The sequence below is a fragment of the Capsulimonas corticalis genome (assembly GCF_003574315.2).
Lineage (GTDB): Bacteria > Armatimonadota > Armatimonadia > Armatimonadales > Capsulimonadaceae > Capsulimonas > Capsulimonas corticalis.
The window spans coordinates 5,975,461-5,995,455 of record NZ_AP025739.1 but is presented as its reverse complement, the minus strand read 5'-3'; the positions used below and the strand labels follow the sequence as shown (position 1 = coordinate 5,995,455).

The window sequence follows — 19,995 nt, the reverse complement described above, 5'->3', positions numbered from 1 at the left end:
CACGGACAAACTTTTTGGCAGGAGACGATCACGATGCCCTATGAAGGACGCGCCGCCGTGCTGAACGAGGCGGGACGCGATGTGGAGCTGGAAGACATCACTCTGGAAGATCCGGGGCCGGGCGAAGTGCTGGTCAAGATGGTCGCTTCGGGCGTGTGCCATACGGATCTTCATGTGAAGAACATGAACGGCATGGGGATGGCGTTTCCCATCCTCCTGGGGCATGAGGGCGCGGGGATTATCGAGGCCGTCGGCGAGGGCGTGACAAATCTGAAGCCGGGCGATCCGGTGGTGATCGCGTACCGGGCGCCTTGCGAGCAGTGTCCGGCGTGTCTGCGCGGCGATCCGCGCCGCTGCTGGGTTGCCTTGCGTCCCAAACAGCGCATTCGCCGCAAGCGAGATGGAGCGTTGTTATCGCAAGTGCTGCGCTGCGGAACCTTTTCCACCCATACGGTTGTTCATTCCAAAGCAGCGATCAAAATGCCGGCCGAAATGCCGCTGGACAAAGCGTGCCTGATCGCCTGCGGAGTCATTACGGGCGTGGGCGCGGCCCTGAACACCGCGCCGATCTTCGCGGGAGCGAATGTCGCAGTCTTCGGCTGCGGCGGCGTCGGGATCTCCGTCATTCAGGGCGCGAAGCTGGCGCACGCGAAACGGATCATCGCCGTCGATCTCTCCGAGCGCAAACTGGAGTGGGCGAAGAACTTTGGCGCGACGGACGTGGTGAACGCCTCGCAGGGCGATCCGGTCGCGCGGGTTCGTGAGATCGCGGATGGAGTAGGCGTGGACTTTGCCTATGAAGCCGTGGGGATCCCGAAGACCATCGAGCAGTCGATCGCGTCGCTGGCGTATGCGGGAACGGCCGTCCATATCGGCCTGCCCGAGGATGAGCAGCACGTCAACTTAAATTTTGGAAATATGGATACGGGCGTTTACTGGAACAAGGCGACGATCAAAGTCTGCCACTGCGGCGATGCGCTGCCGTCGAATGATTTCCCGCTGCTCGCCCAGCTCTATCTTCAGGGACAGCTCAAGCTGGATGAGATGGTGACGGCGACGACGACGCTGGATAAGGTGAACGAAGCGTTCCATGCGATGGAGGGCGGCGACGTTCTTCGAAGCGTGATTCTCTTTTAATTTCTGACAAGTTTGAAATACAAGAAGGAATTGCGGCGGGGCGGGTCGAACTAACACGGCAGCCCCGATGAGTGGAAAGGGAAATGAGTGCCGGAACTGCCGGAAGTTGAGACGCTGCGGCGAGGGCTGGCGCGCCGTTTGACGGGACGAACCATCACGGGAGGCCGTGTTCTGGTTCCGAAGATGGTGAAGGGGAGCGTGGAGGATCCGGACGAGTTTCTCGCCCGCGTCACTGGCTCCAAGATTGAATCCATCGGACGTCGCGGGAAATACTTGATTTTTTCGTTGGATTCTGGGTACTATCTACTGTTGCATCTCAAGATGCGCGGTCAGATCGTTGTCGTTCCGAGCGAAAAGCCGGTAGACAAATATCTGGCGGTTGCGCTGGAGATCGACGGTTCCGAAGAGATGCGTTTTCATGATATGTGGACCTGGGGTGAAATCCGGTTCATGGATTCGAGTGAACTCGCCGATCATTCCGGCCTTTCAGCCATGGGAGCGGAGCCGTTATCGGAAAGTTTTACAACAGCCGTCTTCGGCGAGGCGCTTCGTAGAAAAGCGCGCACGACGATCAAAGCCGCGCTGCTCGACCAGAGCGTGGTGGCGGGTGTTGGAAATATATACGCGGATGAGTCGCTGTTTCGTTCCGGAATTCGGCCGACGCGTGTAGCAGGTTCGCTGAGCGATGGGGATGTCGAGCGCCTGCGCGGCCAGATCCGCGCGGTGCTGGAGGCGGCCACTGGAGACGGGGGCACGCTGAGCGACAATTACGTGGACGCCGATGGTAACGCTGGTCGTTATACGCCGCAAGTCTACGATCGAGGCGGACAACCGTGCGACCATTGCGGAGCGATACTGGAGCGCCTTCGGGTAGCGGGACGGGGAACCGTCTTCTGCCCGGTGTGCCAGGGTTAGACGTTTGGGAGAACGCCGATCCGGAAAATGTGAACGTTTAACTCTCCTAGAACGAAATTGTACTTGAATTACCGAATTCTGGGATCTGAAGATCCCACTGCTGAGGAGCACTACGAAACTATGTCGGCCGTATCTGAAGATGTTGTGACGAGCGACCAGGCCACCCCATTGGCGACGGACGCGAATCCCGAGGCCTCCGCGCAGACCACCGCGCCTGCGGCCGGAGTCGGAGGGACCGCACCGTCCGTCCCGGCGGCGAAACCCGCCCCAACGGCCCCCGCAAGCGCCCCGTCCACTACTTTTGGCGGCGACGCTGGAAGCGTGAACCAGTCCGACTTCGAGAGCATGTTCAAAGAGCTCTCCGAAGGCGATGTTGTTGTGGGCACAGTTGTCCATATCGACAAGGATGGCGTTCTCGTGGATGTTGGGAGCAAGAGCGAAGGTATCGTGCGCCCGAACGAGTTGTCCCGCGAGCCCTACGATAATATTGAGGATGTCGTCAAAGTCGGCGACTCCATCAAGGTTGTCGTGATCGGACGTGACAACGAGGACGGCAACCTGCTGCTCTCGAAGAAGCGCGCCGATTTCGAAAAGGCCTGGGACAAAGTTATCGAGGCCATGAACGATGGCACGATCCTCCACGCGATGGTCAGCGAGCGCGTCAAGGGCGGTCTGGTGGTCGATCTGGGAATCCGTGGCTTCGTGCCCGCCTCCCATGTCGGCTCCGGTGATTTCAAGCACCAGAACCTGGACAAGTTCGTCGGCCAGAGCATTCCGCTCAAGGTCATCGAAGTGGACCGCGACCGCCGCAAGGTTGTCCTGTCCCATCGACTGGCGACCGAGGAAGAGCGCGAGCAGCGCAAGACCGATACGCTGAACTCCTTGAAGGAAGGCGATGTCCGTAAGGGTATCGTTCGCCGCGTCACCGACTACGGCGCCTTCATCGACCTGGGCGGCATCGACGGTCTGCTGCACGTCTCCGAGATGTCCTGGTCGCGGATCAAGCATCCGAGCGAAGTGGTTAAGAACGGTCAAGAGCTGGACGTCATGATCCTCAAGCTTCGGCTGGATCAGAACCGCATCAGCCTGGGCCTTCGCCAGATCCTTCCCGATCCGTGGACCGAAGTCGCGGGCAAGTATAACGTCGGCGATACGATCAAGGCGACGGTTTCCCGCCTCGTTCCGTTCGGCGCGTTCGTCAGCCTGGAGGATGGTGTCGAAGCCATCGTCCCGAACAGCGAACTGTCGGACCGCCGCGTGTCCAAGCCGAGCGACGTCGTCAACCCTGGCGATGAAATCGAGGCCAAGGTCATCGAGATGCGTCCGGAAGAGCGCAAGATGACGCTGTCGATCCGCCGCATGGTGGAATCGGCGACGCCGCGCGAACCGTACGTTCCGGAGCCCGAGACGGGCGGCGGACGTGGACGCGAAGGCCGTGATCGCTTCGAGCGCGGCGGCGAAGGCCGCGGCATCGAAGGCGGCGGACGCGGCGACGCTCCGCGCGGCGGAGCCGATCGTGGTCCCGACCCGAGCCGTGAGCGACGTCGCCGTGAAGGCGGTGGCGGCGGCGGCCGATCCCGAGGCGACTCGAACTACGGCGGCGACGTGGAAGATGACTACAAGGAATACAAGAACTACCGCGCCAACCAGCGTGAGGAGACCTTCGGAACCAGCCTGGCTGACGTTCTTGGCGGTCACTTCAGCGCGCTGAAGGAAGCGGCGGGCGAAGAGGAAGCCGAAACCTCCGAGACCGAAGAGAAAGAGTAATCCCTCTTAAAGGAAAAGGCCCCCGGAAACGGGGGCCTTTTTTGTCGCCCAAATTTTTACCCTGAGACCGATATGAGTATTTTAGGCATCACCGGCGGCGTCGCGACCGGCAAAAGCGCCGTCACCCAGTTTCTCGCCGAACTCGGCGCTCCCACGATCAGCGCGGACGCCGTCGCCCGAGACGTCCTTCGACCGGGCGCGGCGGCCACACAGAGCGTTCTGGCGGCCTTTCCCGATTGCCGGGACATGCAGTCCGAAGTCGCCGCGGTCGACCGCGCTCTCCTGCGCGCCCGGATCTACGACGATCCCGAAGCGCGCAAGATGCTGGAAAGCTTCACGCATCCCGCGATCATTCAAGAGCTGCGCGAACAGATCGCGCGGTGGCGTGATGAGAAGGTTCTCATCGCCGCCGCCGAGATCCCCTTGCTGTTCGAAACGGGATTAGAAGATCTGACCGATACGATCGTTGTGACGTCCTGCTCGGACGAAACCCAGGTCGCGCGCCTGCGCGCGCGTTTGGGGATCGATGAGGGCGAGGCGCGCCAGCATTTGGCCGCCCAGTGGCCGCTGTCGGAAAAAGTCGCCCGGGCGGATGTCGTGATCGACACCAACGGGACGCTTGACGACACCCGGCGTCAGGTGGCGGCTTTGTGGGAGCGTTTTACGGCGTTTTGACACGCTGCGAAGCCATTAGGTATAATTTTTGGGCGGCAAAGCCGCCGCCCGATCCTTGTTAGGAGAAGTCACGTTTTTATGTCTGATACGCAATCCGCCTCGCACCGAGGCTTCACCCTCTGGTTTACCGGCTTGAGCGGCGCCGGCAAATCCACCCTGTCCTCCGCGATCGCCGAACAGTTCCGCGCGCTGGGATATAAAGTGGAGGTGCTGGACGGCGACGAGGTGCGCACGCATCTTTCCAAGGGCCTGTCGTTCTCCAAGGAAGACCGCGATATCAACGTCCGCCGCATCGGCTACGTCGCGCGCCTGCTGGCCCGCAACGGTGTGATCGCCATGACCGCCGCTATCTCGCCCTACGCCGACGTCCGCGACGAAATCCGAGCCCTCCACGACGCCGACAGCGTCCCCTTCATCGAAGTCCACGCCCAAGCCACCGTCGAAGCCCTCGCCACTCGCGACGTCAAAGGACTCTACAAAAAAGCCCTCGCCGGCGAAATCGAACACTTCACCGGTGTCACCGACCCCTACGAAGCGCCCGAAAACCCCGAAGTCCGCGTACGGACGGACCAGCAGACCGTCGCCGAATCCATTGAACAGATTTTGAACGAGATGCGTGAGCGACAGCTAATTTCCGGATAGTAACTGATGATACACATCAATCGCCAGGCGTATGATGCGTATCATCAACTGGCGCTTGGCGGCGCGCCATTATCAGGTCTCGGCTGGTTGGCGCACCGGACTCGACTTCGAAGGCGTGTTCTCCAATCACTTCAAAGCCATGGCGCCGGTAAAATCGCTGCGCTGCGGGATTATGCTCCCATACGTCCAGAAAGATGGAGGCGGCGGCTTTCATTTGGGGATGACATAGGGTTGCTTCCATCAGCGCGCTTCCATAGCCCTCATTTTGGTATTCGGGATGCACGTACAGCCTTCGCAGATCCTGATCCGTTGGATGATTGCGTGAGAGGGTGGATGCGCCAAACTGCGCGTAGCCAATCAGACGATTGTCGACTTCCGCGAGGAGAACGGTATCTTCTGCAAAGATAAGCTGGAAGCTGTTTGGGGAAAGATGCTTCCGCAGATGCTCGGCTAAATCTTCCGGGCTCAGCGAATGCCCGAAGGCGTCCGAGTAAGTTTTCATCGCGAACTCTGAGAGAGCGGGGATGTCGCTCAGTTGGACGTTTCGGATGACCAGGGTGGGGTGCATGGATGCCGAGCCTCAGGGAATTACGCGTAACGCTTGCTATTTTCGCATATCTGCAAAACAAAAAAGCGCTCCGCAATCGCGGAGCGCTTTTTTCTTGGTAGCCCGTACCGGGATCGAACCGGTGGTTTCCTCCTTGAAAGGGAGGCGTCATAACCGCTAGACCAACGGGCCAATTGTAAAGGATTATACCCTCCGCCGCCTGCTATGTCAAGATATACAGGCGGCGAGCGAGGGAATTTTTAGTTACCGCTATGCGTGGGGGCCAGAGCCATCGCGCGCATCTGCGCGGGAAGCACTCGGCGCGCGCCGGCGTAGTGGTTGCTGTAGTAGGCTTCGTTCAGACTGTCCTCGCGGACGCCTTTGTGCTCGTTCGCCGCGTGGACGAACTTGCCGTTGCCGGTGTAGATGCCCACGTGCGAAATGCCGTGTTTGTAGGTATTCTTGAAGAAGACCAGATCGCCCGGCTGCAGATCGCCCGAAGCAACAGGGGAGCCGTGGTAGTACTGCTCGGTCGCGGTGCGCGGAAGGTCGACGCCGCCGGTGTGGCCGAGAATGTAGCGGACGAAGCCGGAGCAGTCGAACGCGCCGCGGGACGTGCCGCCCATGCGGTAGCGGGAGCCGCGCAGCGAGTAGGCCGCTTCCACGACATTGCCGCTGGCCAGAGCGCGGTCCTGCATGGCGACCTTCGTCTGGTGCGCATTCAGATTGACCTGCTTCTTCGCGAGGCGCGCTTCATGGATCGCGTGCAGCTTGGCGAGGCGCGCCTGCTGATTGGCCAATCGCTTGGCGAGCCGCAGATCATGAGCCGACTTGGGCTTAGCCGCGACGAGGGAGCGAGTTTTGTTCACGCTGTGCGCGAGTTTGATCGCGGCGCGGTGGGAATAATTGCCGGCGGTAACGACCGCAGCGGGTAATGAGTGCTTGTGGTGAGAAGTCTTCGCGAAGGTGGGAGAGAGCGAGACGGTGAAGCTGGTGACGGCGAGAGCGGCGATTACTGCGGACTTAGTCGCCTTGTCGAGAATGGTCGTAGAGCGGCTGCTCTTTTTTTGAAAAATCAAAAGTACGTTTTCCTTTCGAACGGATCTTTGAGGACGCACATAACGTCGCGGAGGACGGAGTGCCGTGCGGCGGTGGAGACTTTCGAAAAAGACTTCCAAACAAGCTGTGTATTCGTACCAAATTTCACAGCTGGTCTATCATAACCCAATGACAAATTTTTGTCAAGGTAAAAATGCCGGTTTTCATGTTTAAATCGCTCGGAACAGCGGGTACTTACATCTAATTATGGGGAATATCGAAAAAATATTTAGAGCAAAAAAAATCGCGCCGCCATTCGGTCTGAATGACGGCGCGATTTCTCAAAAGGGGCGGAGGATCTACTTGGCGGCGCTCTCTTCTGCGCGGGAGGAGCTCGCTTCACGCTGATAGTATCCAAGCTCGGAGAGCAGGTCGCTCGGATCCGTTTCGAAAAACTCGGAAATTGCGTGAATAAACTCAGCGGACGGGGCGGTCGAAGCATCGACCGGCGTACAACATTCGGCGTCCTGCGCCAGCATCTCGGTGTTCATGTGTCTTCTCCTCAGCGTTGAATGAGCTGTTGTCAAGGTTGATCCGTGAGCCCGGCGATGCGATGACAGCCGAGCCATTTTGAGCCCTATTGTGAAATCGTCTATAATATACCACGGATGAGACGCGTTCTGAGCATCGGTTGCGAAAATCAAGTAATTATTTTTGCGCGTCTTTCGGTATAATGAGGGCGCATGTCACTGGATGTCATCGATAACCGGCGGCTGCGTCTCGCAAGCCGCATATATGATCTTCTCGCCGAAGGCGCCCTTACGGCGCGCTTTGCCGTGGGCTACCTCTTTTTGGATGGCCTCGTTCCGCTGCGCGAACAGATCGAGCAACTCCAAGAAACCAACATTCTGATTGGAAATATCATCAATCGCGTCAGCGAGGACCAGGTGCGCGTCGAGGCCGACGCACGCCTGCGCGGCGGCGAGGAATGGGTGCGCGATCAGGAGGATATGGCCTCCACGCTGCGCAGCGCCCACGACTGGGTGCTGGCCGAGACGGCGCTGAATTTGCGCCGCACGATCGAGACACTGCCGCGCACCGCCGAAACGCATGCGCTGCTGCTGACTCTCGCCCGGCGGATCGCCGACGGCGGCGTGAAGATTCGGCTCTATACGCACGGCTTTATCCACGCGAAAGTATCCCTGATCGATTATCCGGAAGGGCACACGTGGGAGAAGGGGCTGGCGGTGGTCGGGTCGAGCAATGTGACGCTCGGTAAGGAAGGGCAGCCGACGGAGATGAATGTCGTGGTGCGGGAGCCGTCGAATGTGGCGGATCTGAGCGCCTGGTACGACGATCTCTGGTCACAGTCCCAGGACTTCCACCGTGTGCTCTTCGACGAGCTGGGGCAGTCCTGGGCGCTGCAAAAGAACGCGTTCGATCTCTACAGCCCCGCCGGCCGCTGAACGCAGTTCGGACATTGCTTGAGAAAGATTGCTATTTAGTGGATGCGGCGGCTGGATGCGTCGGACTTGCTGTGCGAGTTCGAGGGGTTAGCGGTCCAGCGATGATCGGCGTCCTCAACGGACGCGCGGTCATCCCAATCGTCCGCGACGGGACGGGCGCCGTATCGAGTACGGACTTCTTGCTTCTGTGTGTTTAAAGCGGCGTCGTACAGTGCTTCCGCCTGAGCCGGCGGAATGAGCATAAGAGGCTGTTTCATAAAGACCTCCTCGTCTTAAATGAGCCAGTATTATTATACCGGCGATTTCGTAGGAATTTCATTTGTTGCCGTCATATTTCGACTTAATTTTGCGAATAGCCGACCTATCGTCATGATTACTCTTGATTATCGGCAGGTTTTCTCGAATTCATTAGTGCTGGCGGCCAGCCATGACTGAAACGCCGATCGCGCGCGAGGATCTCGATGCTCGCCTGGACGCTTTGCCCGCCGGCTCCGCAGTGCTGCTCATCGGCGGAGTCGATACCGGCAAGTCGACTTTTGTCCGCGAAACACTGCTGCGCCGATATCAGGCCGGCGCATCCGTCGGCGTGCTCGACTGCGATTTAGGACAGGGCGATGTCGGTCCGCCAGGAACGGTGAGCGCGGCCATCACTCCCGCGCCCGGTTCCGCCGAGCTGCGCGGTCTGCGCGGCCTGGACCTGATCGGCTCCTATTTCGTCGGCGCCAACAATCCCACGCGCCATGTGCTAGATATCAGTGTCGGCGCCTGCCAGATGATGCGCGTCCTCCGAAAGCGCCGCCCCGATCTGATCCTCATCGATACCTGCGGTCACATTCGCGGCAACAGCGCGCGGGAGCTGCACCGCCGCGCGGCCGAACTGCTTCTGCCGCAGGTGATCGTCGCCTTCGAGCGAGACGCGGAGCTGGCGCCGATGCTCGCGCCGTTTCGCCGCCTGCAATCTCCCGAAATTTGGACGATCGCGCCGGGAGCGGACGTCGGCCGCAAGACCTCCGCCGCGCGCGCCACCAGCCGGGCCGCGCGCTTTCAGGCCGCGCTGCTGGATTCCAAGGAGATCGCGATCGCGTTCGACGACGCCGATCTGATCGGAACGTGGCTTGGAGCGGGCGTTCCAATGCAGCGGCATCTGATTCAGTTTCTCAGCAGCTCCCTGCAAGTCCCCATCATGCATGCCGAAACACTGCCGGGCGGCGCGCTCTATATTGTCGCGCAGCGCGACGGGTGGGATACGTCGGAGCTCGCCGGGATCGAATCCACCTTCAAAACACGCTCATTGACGATTGTCGCGGCCCAGATGTTCGCGGGGCTTCTCGTCGGCCTCGTGGATAGCCGGGGCGTTCTGCTGGATTTGGGAACGATCGCCCGAATCGACTTTGAACGCCGAATCCTCACGATCCGGTCCCACACGAAACGTCCGGCGGCGATTGCGCAGGTCTGGTTCGGGAGGCTCCGATTGCAGGCGGACGGCCGAGAAATCGGGGAAGTCCCTCATGGGAATCTCTGATCGAAATAATTTAGTTGAAATATTTCAACGAAGATGCAGGAAAGTGGCGCGGCCGTGGATAACAGAGGTGCGGCGTCGCGACGTTTGCGACAAATCGTCTTCACACAGAGGAGAGCTATTATGGGAAATTTCGTTCCCCAAAAGTCTGATAAGTTCACCTTCGGTCTCTGGACCGTGGGCAACCCCGGGGCCGACCCGTTCGGCGGCCCGGTGCGCACGCCGGTCACTCCGGTCGAGCGCGTGCATAAGCTCGGCGAGCTCGGCGCGTGGGGCGTCAACCTGCACGACAACGATCTCGTTCCGTTTGGAGCGTCCGCGCAGCAGCGGGATAAGATCGTCTCCGAGTTCAAGCAGGCGCTGACCGACAGCGGCGTCGTCGTCCCGATGGCGACTACCAACCTGTTCTCGCATCCCGTCTTCAAGGACGGCGCCTTTACCTCCAACGATCCGAAGGTCCGCGCGTTCGCGCTGCGCAAAACCGTTGAGTCGATCGACCTGGGCGCGGAGCTGGGCGCGAAGATCTATGTCTTCTGGGGCGGCCGTGAAGGTACGGAAGTCGACGCGTCCAAGGACGCCGTCACGGCCCTCAAGCGGTTCCGCGAGGCTCTGGACTTCCTGTCCGAGTACGCCATCTCGCAAAATTACGGCATGAAGTTCGCGTTAGAGCCCAAGCCGAATGAGCCGCGCGGCGATATCTACCTCCCGACGGTCGGCGCGATGCTGGGCTTCATCAGCACCCTGGCGCATCCGGAGATGGTGGGCGTCAACCCCGAGTACGCGCATGACACCATCGCCGGCCTGAACTTCTATCACGCCGTCGCGCAGGCGCTGGAGATGGGCAAGCTGTTCCACATCGACCTGAACGGCCAGAAGCCGGGCCGCTTCGATCAGGACCTGCGCTTCGGCCAGGAAGACTACAAGTCGAACTTCTTCCTCGTCAAGCTGCTGGAAGACTACAAGTACGACGGACCGAAGCACTTCGACGCCCACGCTCTGCGCACGAGCGATCCGGCGGATGTCTGGGAGTTCGCCAAGGGCTGTATGCGCTCCTATCTGATCCTCAAGGAAAAGGCGCAGCAGTTCAACGCCGATCCCGAGATTCAGGCGCTTCTCCAGGAGATCAACGCCGGCGACGCCGCGTCCGACGCCGTTCTCAGCGCCGGCTTCTCCACGGAGAACCTCGCGGCCCTGAAGTCCCTCGACCTCGATCCCGAAGCGCTCGCTCTCAAGCCGCTTCCATACGAGAAACTCGACCAGCTGACCTTCGAGCTCCTGCTCGGCGTTCGGTAATCCAACGCGCCAACGTAGAGTGGCCGGCGGTTAAAACCGCGCCTAGAGGTGCGCAGAAACCCACCTCCGTGGGTTACATATTCGGTCACGATACCGTCTCATGTGCACCCAAATATTAGGCGGTCTCGTCAAGGATAATGCAGTCCCCGCAGGGGGACTTCTGCGCACTTCTAGGCGCGGTTTCAACCGCCGGCGTATTTTCTGACGTATGTTGACACCTTCGGCGTTCGGTAATCCAACGCGCCCCGGGAGCAGCTTGCCTGCTTCCGGGGCAATTGTATGAATTCCCTGATTTCGCCTGCGCATCCACTCAGAGTTACCGGTTTCCCGGTGGGTTTGAGAGTGACGCGTTGACATTTGGCCCCTTTCGTCGGGTATACTATGGCGAAAAGCGATAGGGGTAGCGAAGTTTTGGAACAGACGATCACGTTGGGTGGAAACAAAAAAGCGCGACGCGTCTATGGGTTTGACGAGGTGGCGCTGGCGCCTTCCGCTCTTTCAGTGGATCCGCGCGATGTCGACGCGAGCTGGGAACTTGGTAAGCACCGTTTCTCCATTCCTGTTATCGCCAGTGCGCTGGACGCCGCAGTCCATCCGGCCCTGGCCGTCGAGATGTCCCGTCTCGGCGGTTTTGCTGTCTTAAATGGAGATGGCGTACAGACCCGTTACGAAGATGCCGAAGCCATCCTGCAGGAGATTGCGGATGCGCCGTCTGAGGGCATCGTACAAAAAATTCAGACGATTTACGCGGAGCCGGTCAAGGAAGAGTTGATCGCCCGCCGCGTCCATGAAATCAAGTCCGCGGGTGGCGTCTGCGCCATCTCCTCCGTTCCCGCGACCGCGCCGCTGGTGGCGCGCGCCGCCGTGGAAGCCGGCTGCGACATCTTCGTCGTCGCCAGCCAGGTGACAAGCGTTCGTCACTACTCTACACACACCGAGGTCGTCGACCTCGTGAAGTTCATCAAAGATTCTCCGATTCCTGTCATTGTCGGCAACTGCGTGGGTTACGGCCCGGCGCTGGAGCTGATGGAGGCGGGCGCGGCGGCCGTTCTGGTCGGCGTCGGTCCCGGCGCCATCTGCACCACGCGGCGCGTTCTTGGCCTGGGAGTTCCTCAGGTGACAGCGACGGCCGACTGCGCTGCCGCCCGCGATGAATACTTTGCCCGCACTGGAAAGTATGTCCCGATCATCACCGACGGCGGCATGCGCACCGGCGGCGACATCTCCAAAGCGATTGCGAGCGGCGCCGACGCCGTCATGCTGGGCTCCAGCATCGCCGCCGCCGAGGAAGCGCCCGCCCGGGGCTATTCCTGGGGAATGTCCACTTCCAGCGCCGACCTGCCGCGCGGCACCCGCATCAAGACCGATGTGATGGGGACGCTGCGGGAGATCCTGCTGGGACCGGCCCACAAAGATGACGGCACGATGAATTTGGTCGGAGCGCTGCGCATGTCGATGGCGTCATGCGGCGCGCGTACGATCCGTGAAATGCAGCAAGCGGAACTGGTGATTGCTCCAAGCCTTTCGACCGAGGGGAAAGCGCAGCAGCGCGCTCAGGGCGTAGGGCAGGGGCGCTAAACAATATGTCTATAGACCAATCCTCCGGCGCAGCGATTGCGCCCGTGACTCCGAGCGAGTTAATCATTGTCCTCGACTTCGGCGCGCAGTACACTCAGCTGATTGCACGCCGTATCCGCGAGTGCCATACCTACTGCGAGATCCTGCCGTACGACGTGCCGATCGAAACCATCAAGGCCCGCAATCCGGTCGGCCTGGTGTTCTCGGGCGGCCCATCGTCGGTGTACGAAGCCGGCGCGCCTCGGATCGACAAAGCGATCTATGACCTTGGCCTGCCGATTCTGGGCATCTGCTATGGCATGCAGAGCATGGCGAACGACCTGGGCGGCGTTGTCAGCATGGCGACGCTCAAAGAGTTCGGCAAGACCCGTCTGGACGTCCTCGATCCGACGGTCATGTTCGAGGGGCTGAACCGAGACTTGATCTGCTGGATGAGCCATGGCGACACCGTCGAAGCGCCGCCGCCGGGCTTCACCATCGCCGCCGCCACGGACAACTGCCCGGTGGCCGCGATGTATGACGCCGAGCGCCGCTTCTACGCCGTCCAGTTCCATCCGGAAGTCGTGCACACCCCCTGGGGTACGGAGATCATCCGCAACTTCCTGGAGAAGGTCGTCGAGACGCATGGCCTTTGGACCATGGAATCGTTCATCGAGCAGCAAGTGCAGCTCGTGCGCGATCAGGTCGGCGAGAACCAGGTCGTCTGCGGCCTCTCCGGCGGCATCGACAGCTGCACCGTCGCCGCGCTCGTTCACAAGGCGATCGGCAGTCAGCTCACCTGTATCTTCGTCAACCACGGACTTTTGCGCAAGGGCGAGGAAGACGACGTGCGCCGCAAGTTCGCGGCCGCGTTCAACATCAACCTCATTTATGTGGACGCCGTGGAGCGCTTCGTCGGCAAGCTTGCCGGCGTGACCGATCCCGAGCGCAAGCGCAAGATCATCGGCGAAGAGTTCGTGCGCGTCTTCGAAGAAGAATCGCTGAAGCTGACCAACGCCAAATTCCTGGCGCAGGGCACGCTTTATCCCGATGTAATCGAATCCGGCACCAAGAGCGCCGCGAAGATCAAGACGCATCACAATGTCGGCGGTCTGCCCGAGAACATGAACCTGAAGCTCGTTGAGCCGCTTCGATATCTGTTCAAAGATGAAGTGCGCGCCGTCGCGGAAGAACTTGGCCTGCCGAGCGATATGGTCTGGCGCCAGCCGTTCCCGGGACCCGGCCTCGCGATCCGGATCACCGGCGAAGTGACGATGGAGCGCCTGCATCTGCTGCGCAGCGCCGACTGGGTCATCATCGACGAGATCAAGCGCGCCGGTCTGTACCGCAAGGTCTGGCAGTCGTTCGCTGTGTTGATCCCGACCAAGAGCGTCGGCGTCATGGGCGATCAGCGCACCTACGCGTATCCGATTGTTTTGAGAGCCGTCACCAGCGAAGATGCGATGACCGCCGAATGGGCTCGACTTCCCTACGAAGTCCTGGAACGAATCTCCAGCCGCATCGTCAATGAAGTGCCGGGCGTCAACCGTGTCGTCCTCGACATCACGAGCAAGCCGCCGGCGACGATCGAGTGGGAGTAGATCCTGGAAATGGACCTGCTTCAGCCCGGAACGGATTTGCTTCGGTTTGAGCCATTCGCCCGCGAGCATGTCTCCGATCTTGTCTTCGTCACCGTCAGCGGCGCGCACCTTTACGGGTTCCCGTCACCGGACAGTGATGTCGATCTGCGCGGGGCGTTTCTGGCGCCGCTGAGCTCCTTGGTTTCACTTTCGAGACCAGTGGAGACACTGGAGCCGAAGGGGTATGTCGACGGCCTGGAAGTCGAAATGGTGGCGCACGACCTCGGCAAGTATCTGCGCCTGCTGATCAAGCCGAGCGGGTATGTGCTGGAGCAGATCTTTTCGCCCTGGGTTGTGATCACATCCCCGGACCATGAGGAACTGAAATCTCTGGCGCTGGCCAGCCTCAGCCGGCGGCTGATCCGCCACTATCGGGGCTTTGCCCTGAGCGAGTGGCGGGCGTATCAGAAATCGGATGCGGAGAAGACGGTCAAGCGGCTTTTGTATCTCTTCCGGGTTCTGATGACGGGGATCGTCGTGCTGAGTGAGGGTGTGGTCGAGGCGGATCTGGCGCGGCTCAATGAGCGTTTTCATCTGGACCTCGCGCCGCTGATCGAAGCGAAAGTTCGGGAGCATGTGCTCATGACGGCCGACGATGGCCGGTTTGTCCGTGAAATCGAGCAGTTATTCGTGCAATTGGACGAAGCGGCGGAACGTTCGCCGCTTCCGGAAAATATTCCAAACCGTGATGCGATCGAAGAATTTCTCGTCCGCTTGCGGCTGCGGCATGTAAGTTTGATACAGTAGGGAAGGTTAAGCTGATATGGCATCGGTACAGATGGATCTGGAAGAGGATGTGGCGGAGGTTCTGCTGACGCAGGAACAGATCGCCACGCGCGTCGCCGAGCTCGGCGCGCAGATTTCCCAGGATTACGCCGGGAAAGATCTGATGCTCATCTGCATCTTGAAAGGCGCGAATATCTTCCTGGCGGACCTGGTCCGCCAAATCACGATCCCCGTCGCCTACGACTTTGTCGCCGTCTCCTCGTACGGAGCGGATACAAAATCGTCCGGTGTGGTCCGTATTCTCAAGGACTTAGACGAAAGCGTCGAAAGCAAGCATGTTCTCGTGGTTGAGGATATCGTCGATACCGGTCTGACGCTTCGCTTATCGTACCTTCTGGAAAACCTCCGCTCGCGCCGCGCGGCGTCGGTCAAAGTCTGCACGCTGCTGGATAAGCCCGTCCGCCGGCGCGTCGACGTTCCCGTGGACTACTTTGGCTTCAAGGTGGAAGACCAGTTCGTCGTCGGATATGGCCTGGATTACCAGGGCAAGTACCGCAGCTTGCCATATATCGGTGTGCTGAAGCCCGAGATTTATGGCGGCGGCTAACGATGGAACTTTTCGCCAGATTGATCCGCTAATCATTTTGGTTGAAATATCCGTGAACATGGTATAATTACTGCAAGGAGGCCGGGGAACACGCCGCTCGCATGCTCCCTAGCCTCGATTCGTCATTACGTCCATCTCTTTTTGACATAATCCCCGTTCCCGATTTCTGATCCAAAATTCTTTCAAATGGTCTCCCCGTTCGACGGGACACGACCGACTGTAGAGGCATATGCGAACCACCATGGCACACGAGGACATCGAATCCGGCGCCGGCCGGCCGGAAAAAGACAACGGCGCGCCCCCGCCGTCTCAGAACAACGACGGAGACGCGCCCGCGCCTTTGATCCGATCCGGCGTTCTTGAAATCTTGCCGGACGGGTGGGGCTTCCTGCGCCAGAACAACTTCGATCCAAACACTCAGGACATCTACGTGGCCCAGGCCCAGATCAAGCGCTTCGGTTTGAAGACGGGCGACACAGTCTCCGGACAGGTCCGCCCTCCGAAGGACACCGAAAAGTACTACGGCCTTCTGCGCGTCGAATCCGTGAATGGCGTTTCTCCTGAGCAAGCGCGCAACCGCGTCAATTACGACGAACTGATCCCCATCTATCCCAACGACCGCCTGGTGCTCGAAACGGACGCGAAGAACCTCACGGCCCGCGTCATCGATTTGATCGCCCCCATCGGTAAGGGACAGCGCGCGATCATCGTCGCGCCGCCCAAGGCCGGTAAGACCACCATTCTGAAATCCATCGCGAACTCCATCACCCAGAACCACCCGGAAGTTGTTCTGATGGTCCTGCTGATCGACGAGCGCCCGGAAGAAGTGACGGATATCCGCCGCTCGGTTAACGGCGAAGTCGTCTCCTCCACCTTTGATGAGCTGCCGGAGAACCATATGCGGGTCGCCGATATGGTGCTCGAAAAGGCGAAGCGGCTGGTCGAGTCCGGTAAGGATGTGGTAGTATTGCTGGATAGCCTCACCCGCCTGTCGCGCGCGTCGAACCTGACGGTGACTCCGTCGGGACGCACGCTTCAAGGAGGCCTGGATCCGGCGGCGATTTATCGGCCGAAACGATTTTTTGGAACGGCCCGTAATATAGAGAATGGCGGGAGCCTGACCATCATCGCCACCGCGCTGGTCGAAACCGGCTCGCGCATGGACGATATTATCTTTGAAGAGTTCAAGGGGACCGGCAACTCCGAACTGAAGCTCGACCGTGAGATCGCCAACCGGCGTATCTTCCCGGCGATCAACGTGAAAGAGTCTAGCACCCGAAAAGAAGAACTGCTTTATGACGACGAGAGCCTCAAGGCCGTCTACCAGCTGCACCGCGTTCTCGCGGGCCTGGGAACGGTGGAGGCGACGGAGCTGTTGATTGACCGATTGAACAACAGCAAGAGCAACAAAGAATTCCTGCGCACGGTCAGCAAGACGGGACGACGTGACGACTGACGCGTTGGAGCGGCGCCGGCCCTTATAGGAAGCGAGGCATCGGTTGGCAAGCGACTTCGACAAACTGTTTGGTGATGATTGGCGTCCACAAGACCCGGAGCCGGGAGGCTCCAGCGGCCGTGGGCCGGACGGTGAAAGCAGTCCGCTGACGCCGGAATCATTCTCGGGCGCCATGGACGATCGGTTTTCCTCCGAGACGGAGAACCGCACGCCGCGTTCGCTCAACGAAAAAGAGATCAAGGTGGTGAACGTCTACGTTCACCAGGAACAGGGCGCTCCGGCGCAGCACTTCGTGCTGCTGCGCGATAACAAAGGTCGCCGCGTTCCCATCTGGGTCGGTCAGTTCGAAGCCTGGGCCATCATGATGGCCTTGGAAGGCGAAGCGCCCGACCGCCCCATGACCCACGACCTGATCAAGCTCGCCCTCGAACGGCTGGATGTCAAGATCGAGCGCATCACGATCGACGATCTGTGGAACGACACGTTCTACGCCAAGATCAACGTCGTGCGCGCTGACGGAAGCACGCTGGACATCGACGCCCGCCCCTCCGACGCCATCGCGGTCGCCGTCCGCGCCCATGCCCCGATCTATATGGCGGAAGCCGTGCTGGAAGCGACCGTGCGACCGGATTAACGCTACTCGATCGATTTGCTTCTCTGTGAACGGCCTCCGTATTCCTAACAAGAATACGGAGGCTGTTTTGATTCCATAATTAGCATAGTGTTAACTTGATTGCTGTTATACACACGACGATCACCTGCATTCGTCACCTTTCCCAAGACTATTGTGCATAGCGTCGCCGGCGTCGGTCATAGCGGACGCCATCCGATGCCATGCAGACAACAATTCGTTGGATTCTGTTACGTTGCCTTCTTGACATCGTTGCGAGGCCGATTTGTCAGGACGGCGCTCGTAATAATGTGAAAGAGATGATCCGCCCGTGGCGCGAATCCGGGTTGACCGACGAGCCAGCCGAGCGCCGACATCAGGCCGAACAGGTCGACCCCATCCATATCCGCGCGCGCCGTTCCCTCGGCTTGAGCACGGAGCAATAGTCGCGCGCCCGCTGAGTGCACCGCTGTGCATGTCGTGTAAAGCGCGGAGTCCGGGTCCTCGTGGGCGCTCGCCATCAAGGCAACAACTCCGCTATAGCTGTGAACGAACGCCACCATTTCGCGAAACCAGGACACGAGCGCTTCGTCAGGGGGGCTCGACGTTTCGAGTTCACCTGCCTTCTGCGTCAGTGCGTCCAGGTTCGTACGCAGCAGCGCTTCGAACAAGGCTTCCCGCGTCGGGAAATGGCGCAGCAGTGTGGCCAAGCCGACGTTAGCCCGGCGGGCAATTTCTCGCATGGATGCGTCGGCGCCATGCTCGGCGACGACATCGCGCGCGACCTCAAGTAGATGGCTGTAATTTTTTCTGGCGTCGGCTCGCATAAATCCCCTTGACAAACGGATCACTGATCCGTATAATGGTATTGTATCTGGATCACTGATCCATATTATACAGCGCATTTGCATAAATGGCAATAGCGACGCAGTACACGCCACGAAAGGAAAAGAAAAGTCATGGGAAAGCTAGAGGGCAAGATTGCAATTATCACGGGAGGATCGAGCGGTATTGGCTTGGCCACAGCCAAGCGCTTTGTGGAAGAAGGCGCGCATGTCGTGATCACTGGCCGACGAGAGAAAGATCTGGCTGAGGCCGCAGCTTTCATCGGGAGAAACGTGACGACGGTCGCGGGCGACGTCTCAAACTTAGAAGATCTGGACCGGCTCTATGCTGTTGTGAAAGAGAAGCACGGTCACATCGACGTCCTCTTTGCAAACGCGGGCGGAGGGACCATCGCGCCGCTTGCTACGTCGACTGAGGCTCAATTCGACCAGACCTTCGATATCAACGTAAAGGGATTATTCTTTACCGTGCAGAAAGCCCTCCCTCTCTTCAAAGATGGCGGCTCAATCATCCTAACCTCTTCGAACGCAAACGTACTGGGTGTGCCAGGCTTGACCGCCTACGCCGCGAGTAAGGCGGCCGTGCGCAGCTTCGCGCGTGGCTGGACGGTGGAGCTGAAAGATCGCAAGATTCGTGTGAATTCGATGAGTCCTGGCCCAATCGAAACTCCGGCTTTGGACAAGGTGGGCCTCCCCCCTGAACAGGTCGAACAGGCGGTAGCTCAGTTCACCTCGCTGGTTCCGCTTGGCCGCAGAGGCAAGCCTGAGGAAATCGCGTCCGTCGTCGTGTTCCTCGCTTCCGATGAAAGTTCTTACATCACCGGCGTGGATCTCGCCGCCGATGGAGGCATGGCGCAGGTCTGAGTCCGGCGCGGTCCCGTTGCTCGTTCGCCATTGGCGCGATCACCATTCGCGAACTTTAGTTTTAACACGGATTGGAGAAGTATTATGAGCTATGCGATTATCGGATTCGGTGCAATAGGCCAGGCCCTCGCCCACGCCTTCGCCCGTAAAAACATCGACGTGACCGTCGCGAGCCGCCGGCCGCCCGAGGCGTTGACGCCGCAGGCTCGGGCGATTGGGCCCAGAGTCATCGCCAAGTCGTTGCGGAATGCACTCGAGGCCGATACGATCATCTTGGCAATCCCGTTCGGGGAGCACCGTGAGGTTGCGAAGGCCCTGCCAAGCTGGGAAGGCAAGACGGTCATCGACGCCACGAACGCGTTTGGAGTTCTCCCTGAAGAGCTGGACAGCCTCCCGTCCTCCGCCTTCGTCGCGAAGGCGTTCACCGGCGCTAAGCTCGTGAAAGGTTTCAATCACCTGATTACAGCCACCCTGGCGACCGATCCGGTCGTCGAGGGCGGCCACCGGGTCGTCTTTCTGTCGAGCGACGACGAGGACGCGATCGGTCCCGTGGCGGATTTGTCCAAACAACTCGGGTTCGCACCCGTCGAACTGGGAAAGCTCAACGAAGGGGGCGCGCTGACGCACGCACGCGGCCGCATTTGGGGCCAGCTCATCTTCCAGGATCTGTTCAAGAAGGAACAGTAATCGA

The 19,995-nt window shown here is 59.8% G+C and carries 21 protein-coding genes and 1 tRNA gene; 16 read left to right on the top strand and 6 right to left on the bottom strand.

Translation table 11 applies throughout. From position 1 onward, the window contains the following. Positions 1–33 precede the first annotated feature (33 nt). The 5 genes from D5261_RS25710 to cysC all read left to right on the top strand — a co-directional run bounded on the left by D5261_RS25710 (position 34) and on the right by cysC (position 5,136). Positions 34–1,137: a Zn-dependent alcohol dehydrogenase gene (locus tag D5261_RS25710; protein ID WP_119319289.1), complete on the top strand. Its 1,104-nt coding sequence runs from the start codon at positions 34–36 to the stop codon at positions 1,135–1,137. Positions 1,138–1,224: 87 nt separating this feature from the next. After that, on the top strand, positions 1,225–2,052 hold the full coding sequence (gene mutM / locus D5261_RS25705) for a bifunctional DNA-formamidopyrimidine glycosylase/DNA-(apurinic or apyrimidinic site) lyase (protein WP_119319290.1): 828 nt from the start codon (positions 1,225–1,227) through the stop codon (positions 2,050–2,052). Between the two features lie 120 nt (positions 2,053–2,172). Further along, entirely contained in the window at positions 2,173–3,819 is a 1,647-nt protein-coding gene (rpsA, locus tag D5261_RS25700; protein ID WP_119319291.1) for a 30S ribosomal protein S1, read from the top strand. Positions 3,820–3,891: 72 nt separating this feature from the next. Beyond that, complete coding sequence (gene coaE / locus D5261_RS25695; protein ID WP_119319292.1) at positions 3,892–4,494, top strand: dephospho-CoA kinase; 603 nt, start codon at positions 3,892–3,894, stop codon at positions 4,492–4,494. 21 nt (positions 4,495–4,515) lie between these two features. Further along, positions 4,516–5,136: an adenylyl-sulfate kinase gene (gene cysC / locus D5261_RS25690; RefSeq protein WP_354673137.1), complete on the top strand. Its 621-nt coding sequence runs from the start codon at positions 4,516–4,518 to the stop codon at positions 5,134–5,136. Positions 5,137–5,152: 16 nt separating this feature from the next. Here cysC and D5261_RS25685 read toward each other — a convergent pair whose 3' ends face one another. From D5261_RS25685 to D5261_RS25670, 4 genes are all read right to left on the bottom strand, one after another. Beyond that, the gene (locus tag D5261_RS25685) at positions 5,153–5,704 is read right to left on the bottom strand and encodes a GNAT family N-acetyltransferase (protein WP_119319294.1); all 552 of its coding nucleotides are present in this window, start codon (positions 5,702–5,704) and stop codon (positions 5,153–5,155) included. 95 nt (positions 5,705–5,799) lie between these two features. Continuing rightward, positions 5,800–5,875 (bottom strand) — tRNA-Glu (locus D5261_RS25680). A gap of 68 nt (positions 5,876–5,943) precedes the next feature. Beyond that, a complete protein-coding gene (locus tag D5261_RS25675) occupies positions 5,944–6,762 on the bottom strand; it encodes a C40 family peptidase (RefSeq protein ID WP_119319295.1) in 819 nt (272 codons plus the stop codon). A gap of 318 nt (positions 6,763–7,080) precedes the next feature. Further along, complete coding sequence (locus tag D5261_RS25670; protein ID WP_119319296.1) at positions 7,081–7,272, bottom strand: hypothetical protein; 192 nt, start codon at positions 7,270–7,272, stop codon at positions 7,081–7,083. Positions 7,273–7,464: 192 nt separating this feature from the next. Here D5261_RS25670 and D5261_RS25665 point away from each other — a divergent pair, with 192 nt between their 5' ends. Further along, a complete protein-coding gene (locus tag D5261_RS25665) occupies positions 7,465–8,187 on the top strand; it encodes a phospholipase D-like domain-containing protein (protein ID WP_119319297.1) in 723 nt (240 codons plus the stop codon). Positions 8,188–8,222: 35 nt separating this feature from the next. On the opposite strand, the gene D5261_RS25660 is transcribed toward D5261_RS25665, so the two are convergent. Continuing rightward, complete coding sequence (locus D5261_RS25660) at positions 8,223–8,444, bottom strand: hypothetical protein (protein ID WP_119319298.1); 222 nt, start codon at positions 8,442–8,444, stop codon at positions 8,223–8,225. Positions 8,445–8,614: 170 nt separating this feature from the next. Here D5261_RS25660 and D5261_RS25655 point away from each other — a divergent pair, with 170 nt between their 5' ends. The 8 genes from D5261_RS25655 to D5261_RS25620 all read left to right on the top strand — a co-directional run bounded on the left by D5261_RS25655 (position 8,615) and on the right by D5261_RS25620 (position 17,619). Continuing rightward, complete coding sequence (locus D5261_RS25655; RefSeq protein ID WP_119319299.1) at positions 8,615–9,709, top strand: Clp1/GlmU family protein; 1,095 nt, start codon at positions 8,615–8,617, stop codon at positions 9,707–9,709. Positions 9,710–9,829: 120 nt separating this feature from the next. Then, positions 9,830–10,999, top strand: coding sequence for a xylose isomerase (xylA, locus tag D5261_RS25650; RefSeq protein WP_119319300.1), 1,170 nt, complete (start codon positions 9,830–9,832; stop codon positions 10,997–10,999). 411 nt (positions 11,000–11,410) lie between these two features. Continuing rightward, positions 11,411–12,577 carry a GuaB3 family IMP dehydrogenase-related protein gene (locus tag D5261_RS25645; protein ID WP_218025466.1) on the top strand — a complete coding sequence of 389 codons (1,167 nt, stop codon included), beginning with the start codon at positions 11,411–11,413 and terminating at the stop codon, positions 12,575–12,577. A gap of 5 nt (positions 12,578–12,582) precedes the next feature. Beyond that, positions 12,583–14,157: a glutamine-hydrolyzing GMP synthase gene (guaA, locus tag D5261_RS25640; RefSeq protein ID WP_119319302.1), complete on the top strand. Its 1,575-nt coding sequence runs from the start codon at positions 12,583–12,585 to the stop codon at positions 14,155–14,157. A 9-nt stretch (positions 14,158–14,166) separates the two neighbouring features. Then, on the top strand, positions 14,167–14,943 hold the full coding sequence (locus tag D5261_RS25635; protein ID WP_119319303.1) for a nucleotidyltransferase domain-containing protein: 777 nt from the start codon (positions 14,167–14,169) through the stop codon (positions 14,941–14,943). Between the two features lie 16 nt (positions 14,944–14,959). After that, entirely contained in the window at positions 14,960–15,529 is a 570-nt protein-coding gene (gene hpt, locus D5261_RS25630; protein ID WP_245992453.1) for a hypoxanthine phosphoribosyltransferase, read from the top strand. Positions 15,530–15,770: 241 nt separating this feature from the next. Next, positions 15,771–16,985, top strand: a complete 1,215-nt coding sequence (gene rho / locus D5261_RS25625; RefSeq protein ID WP_218025467.1) for a transcription termination factor Rho — start codon at positions 15,771–15,773, stop codon at positions 16,983–16,985. Positions 16,986–17,028: 43 nt separating this feature from the next. Next, entirely contained in the window at positions 17,029–17,619 is a 591-nt protein-coding gene (locus D5261_RS25620) for a bifunctional nuclease family protein (protein ID WP_119319305.1), read from the top strand. A gap of 227 nt (positions 17,620–17,846) precedes the next feature. Here the strand turns inward: D5261_RS25620 and D5261_RS25615 are convergent, their stop codons facing one another. Continuing rightward, on the bottom strand, positions 17,847–18,422 hold the full coding sequence (locus D5261_RS25615) for a TetR/AcrR family transcriptional regulator (RefSeq protein WP_119319306.1): 576 nt from the start codon (positions 18,420–18,422) through the stop codon (positions 17,847–17,849). 132 nt (positions 18,423–18,554) lie between these two features. Here D5261_RS25615 and D5261_RS25610 point away from each other — a divergent pair, with 132 nt between their 5' ends. Then, positions 18,555–19,304 carry an SDR family NAD(P)-dependent oxidoreductase gene (locus D5261_RS25610; protein ID WP_119319307.1) on the top strand — a complete coding sequence of 250 codons (750 nt, stop codon included), beginning with the start codon at positions 18,555–18,557 and terminating at the stop codon, positions 19,302–19,304. An 84-nt stretch (positions 19,305–19,388) separates the two neighbouring features. Further along, positions 19,389–19,991, top strand: a complete 603-nt coding sequence (locus D5261_RS25605) for an NADPH-dependent F420 reductase (protein WP_119319308.1) — start codon at positions 19,389–19,391, stop codon at positions 19,989–19,991. The last annotated feature ends 4 nt before the right edge of the window (positions 19,992–19,995 follow it).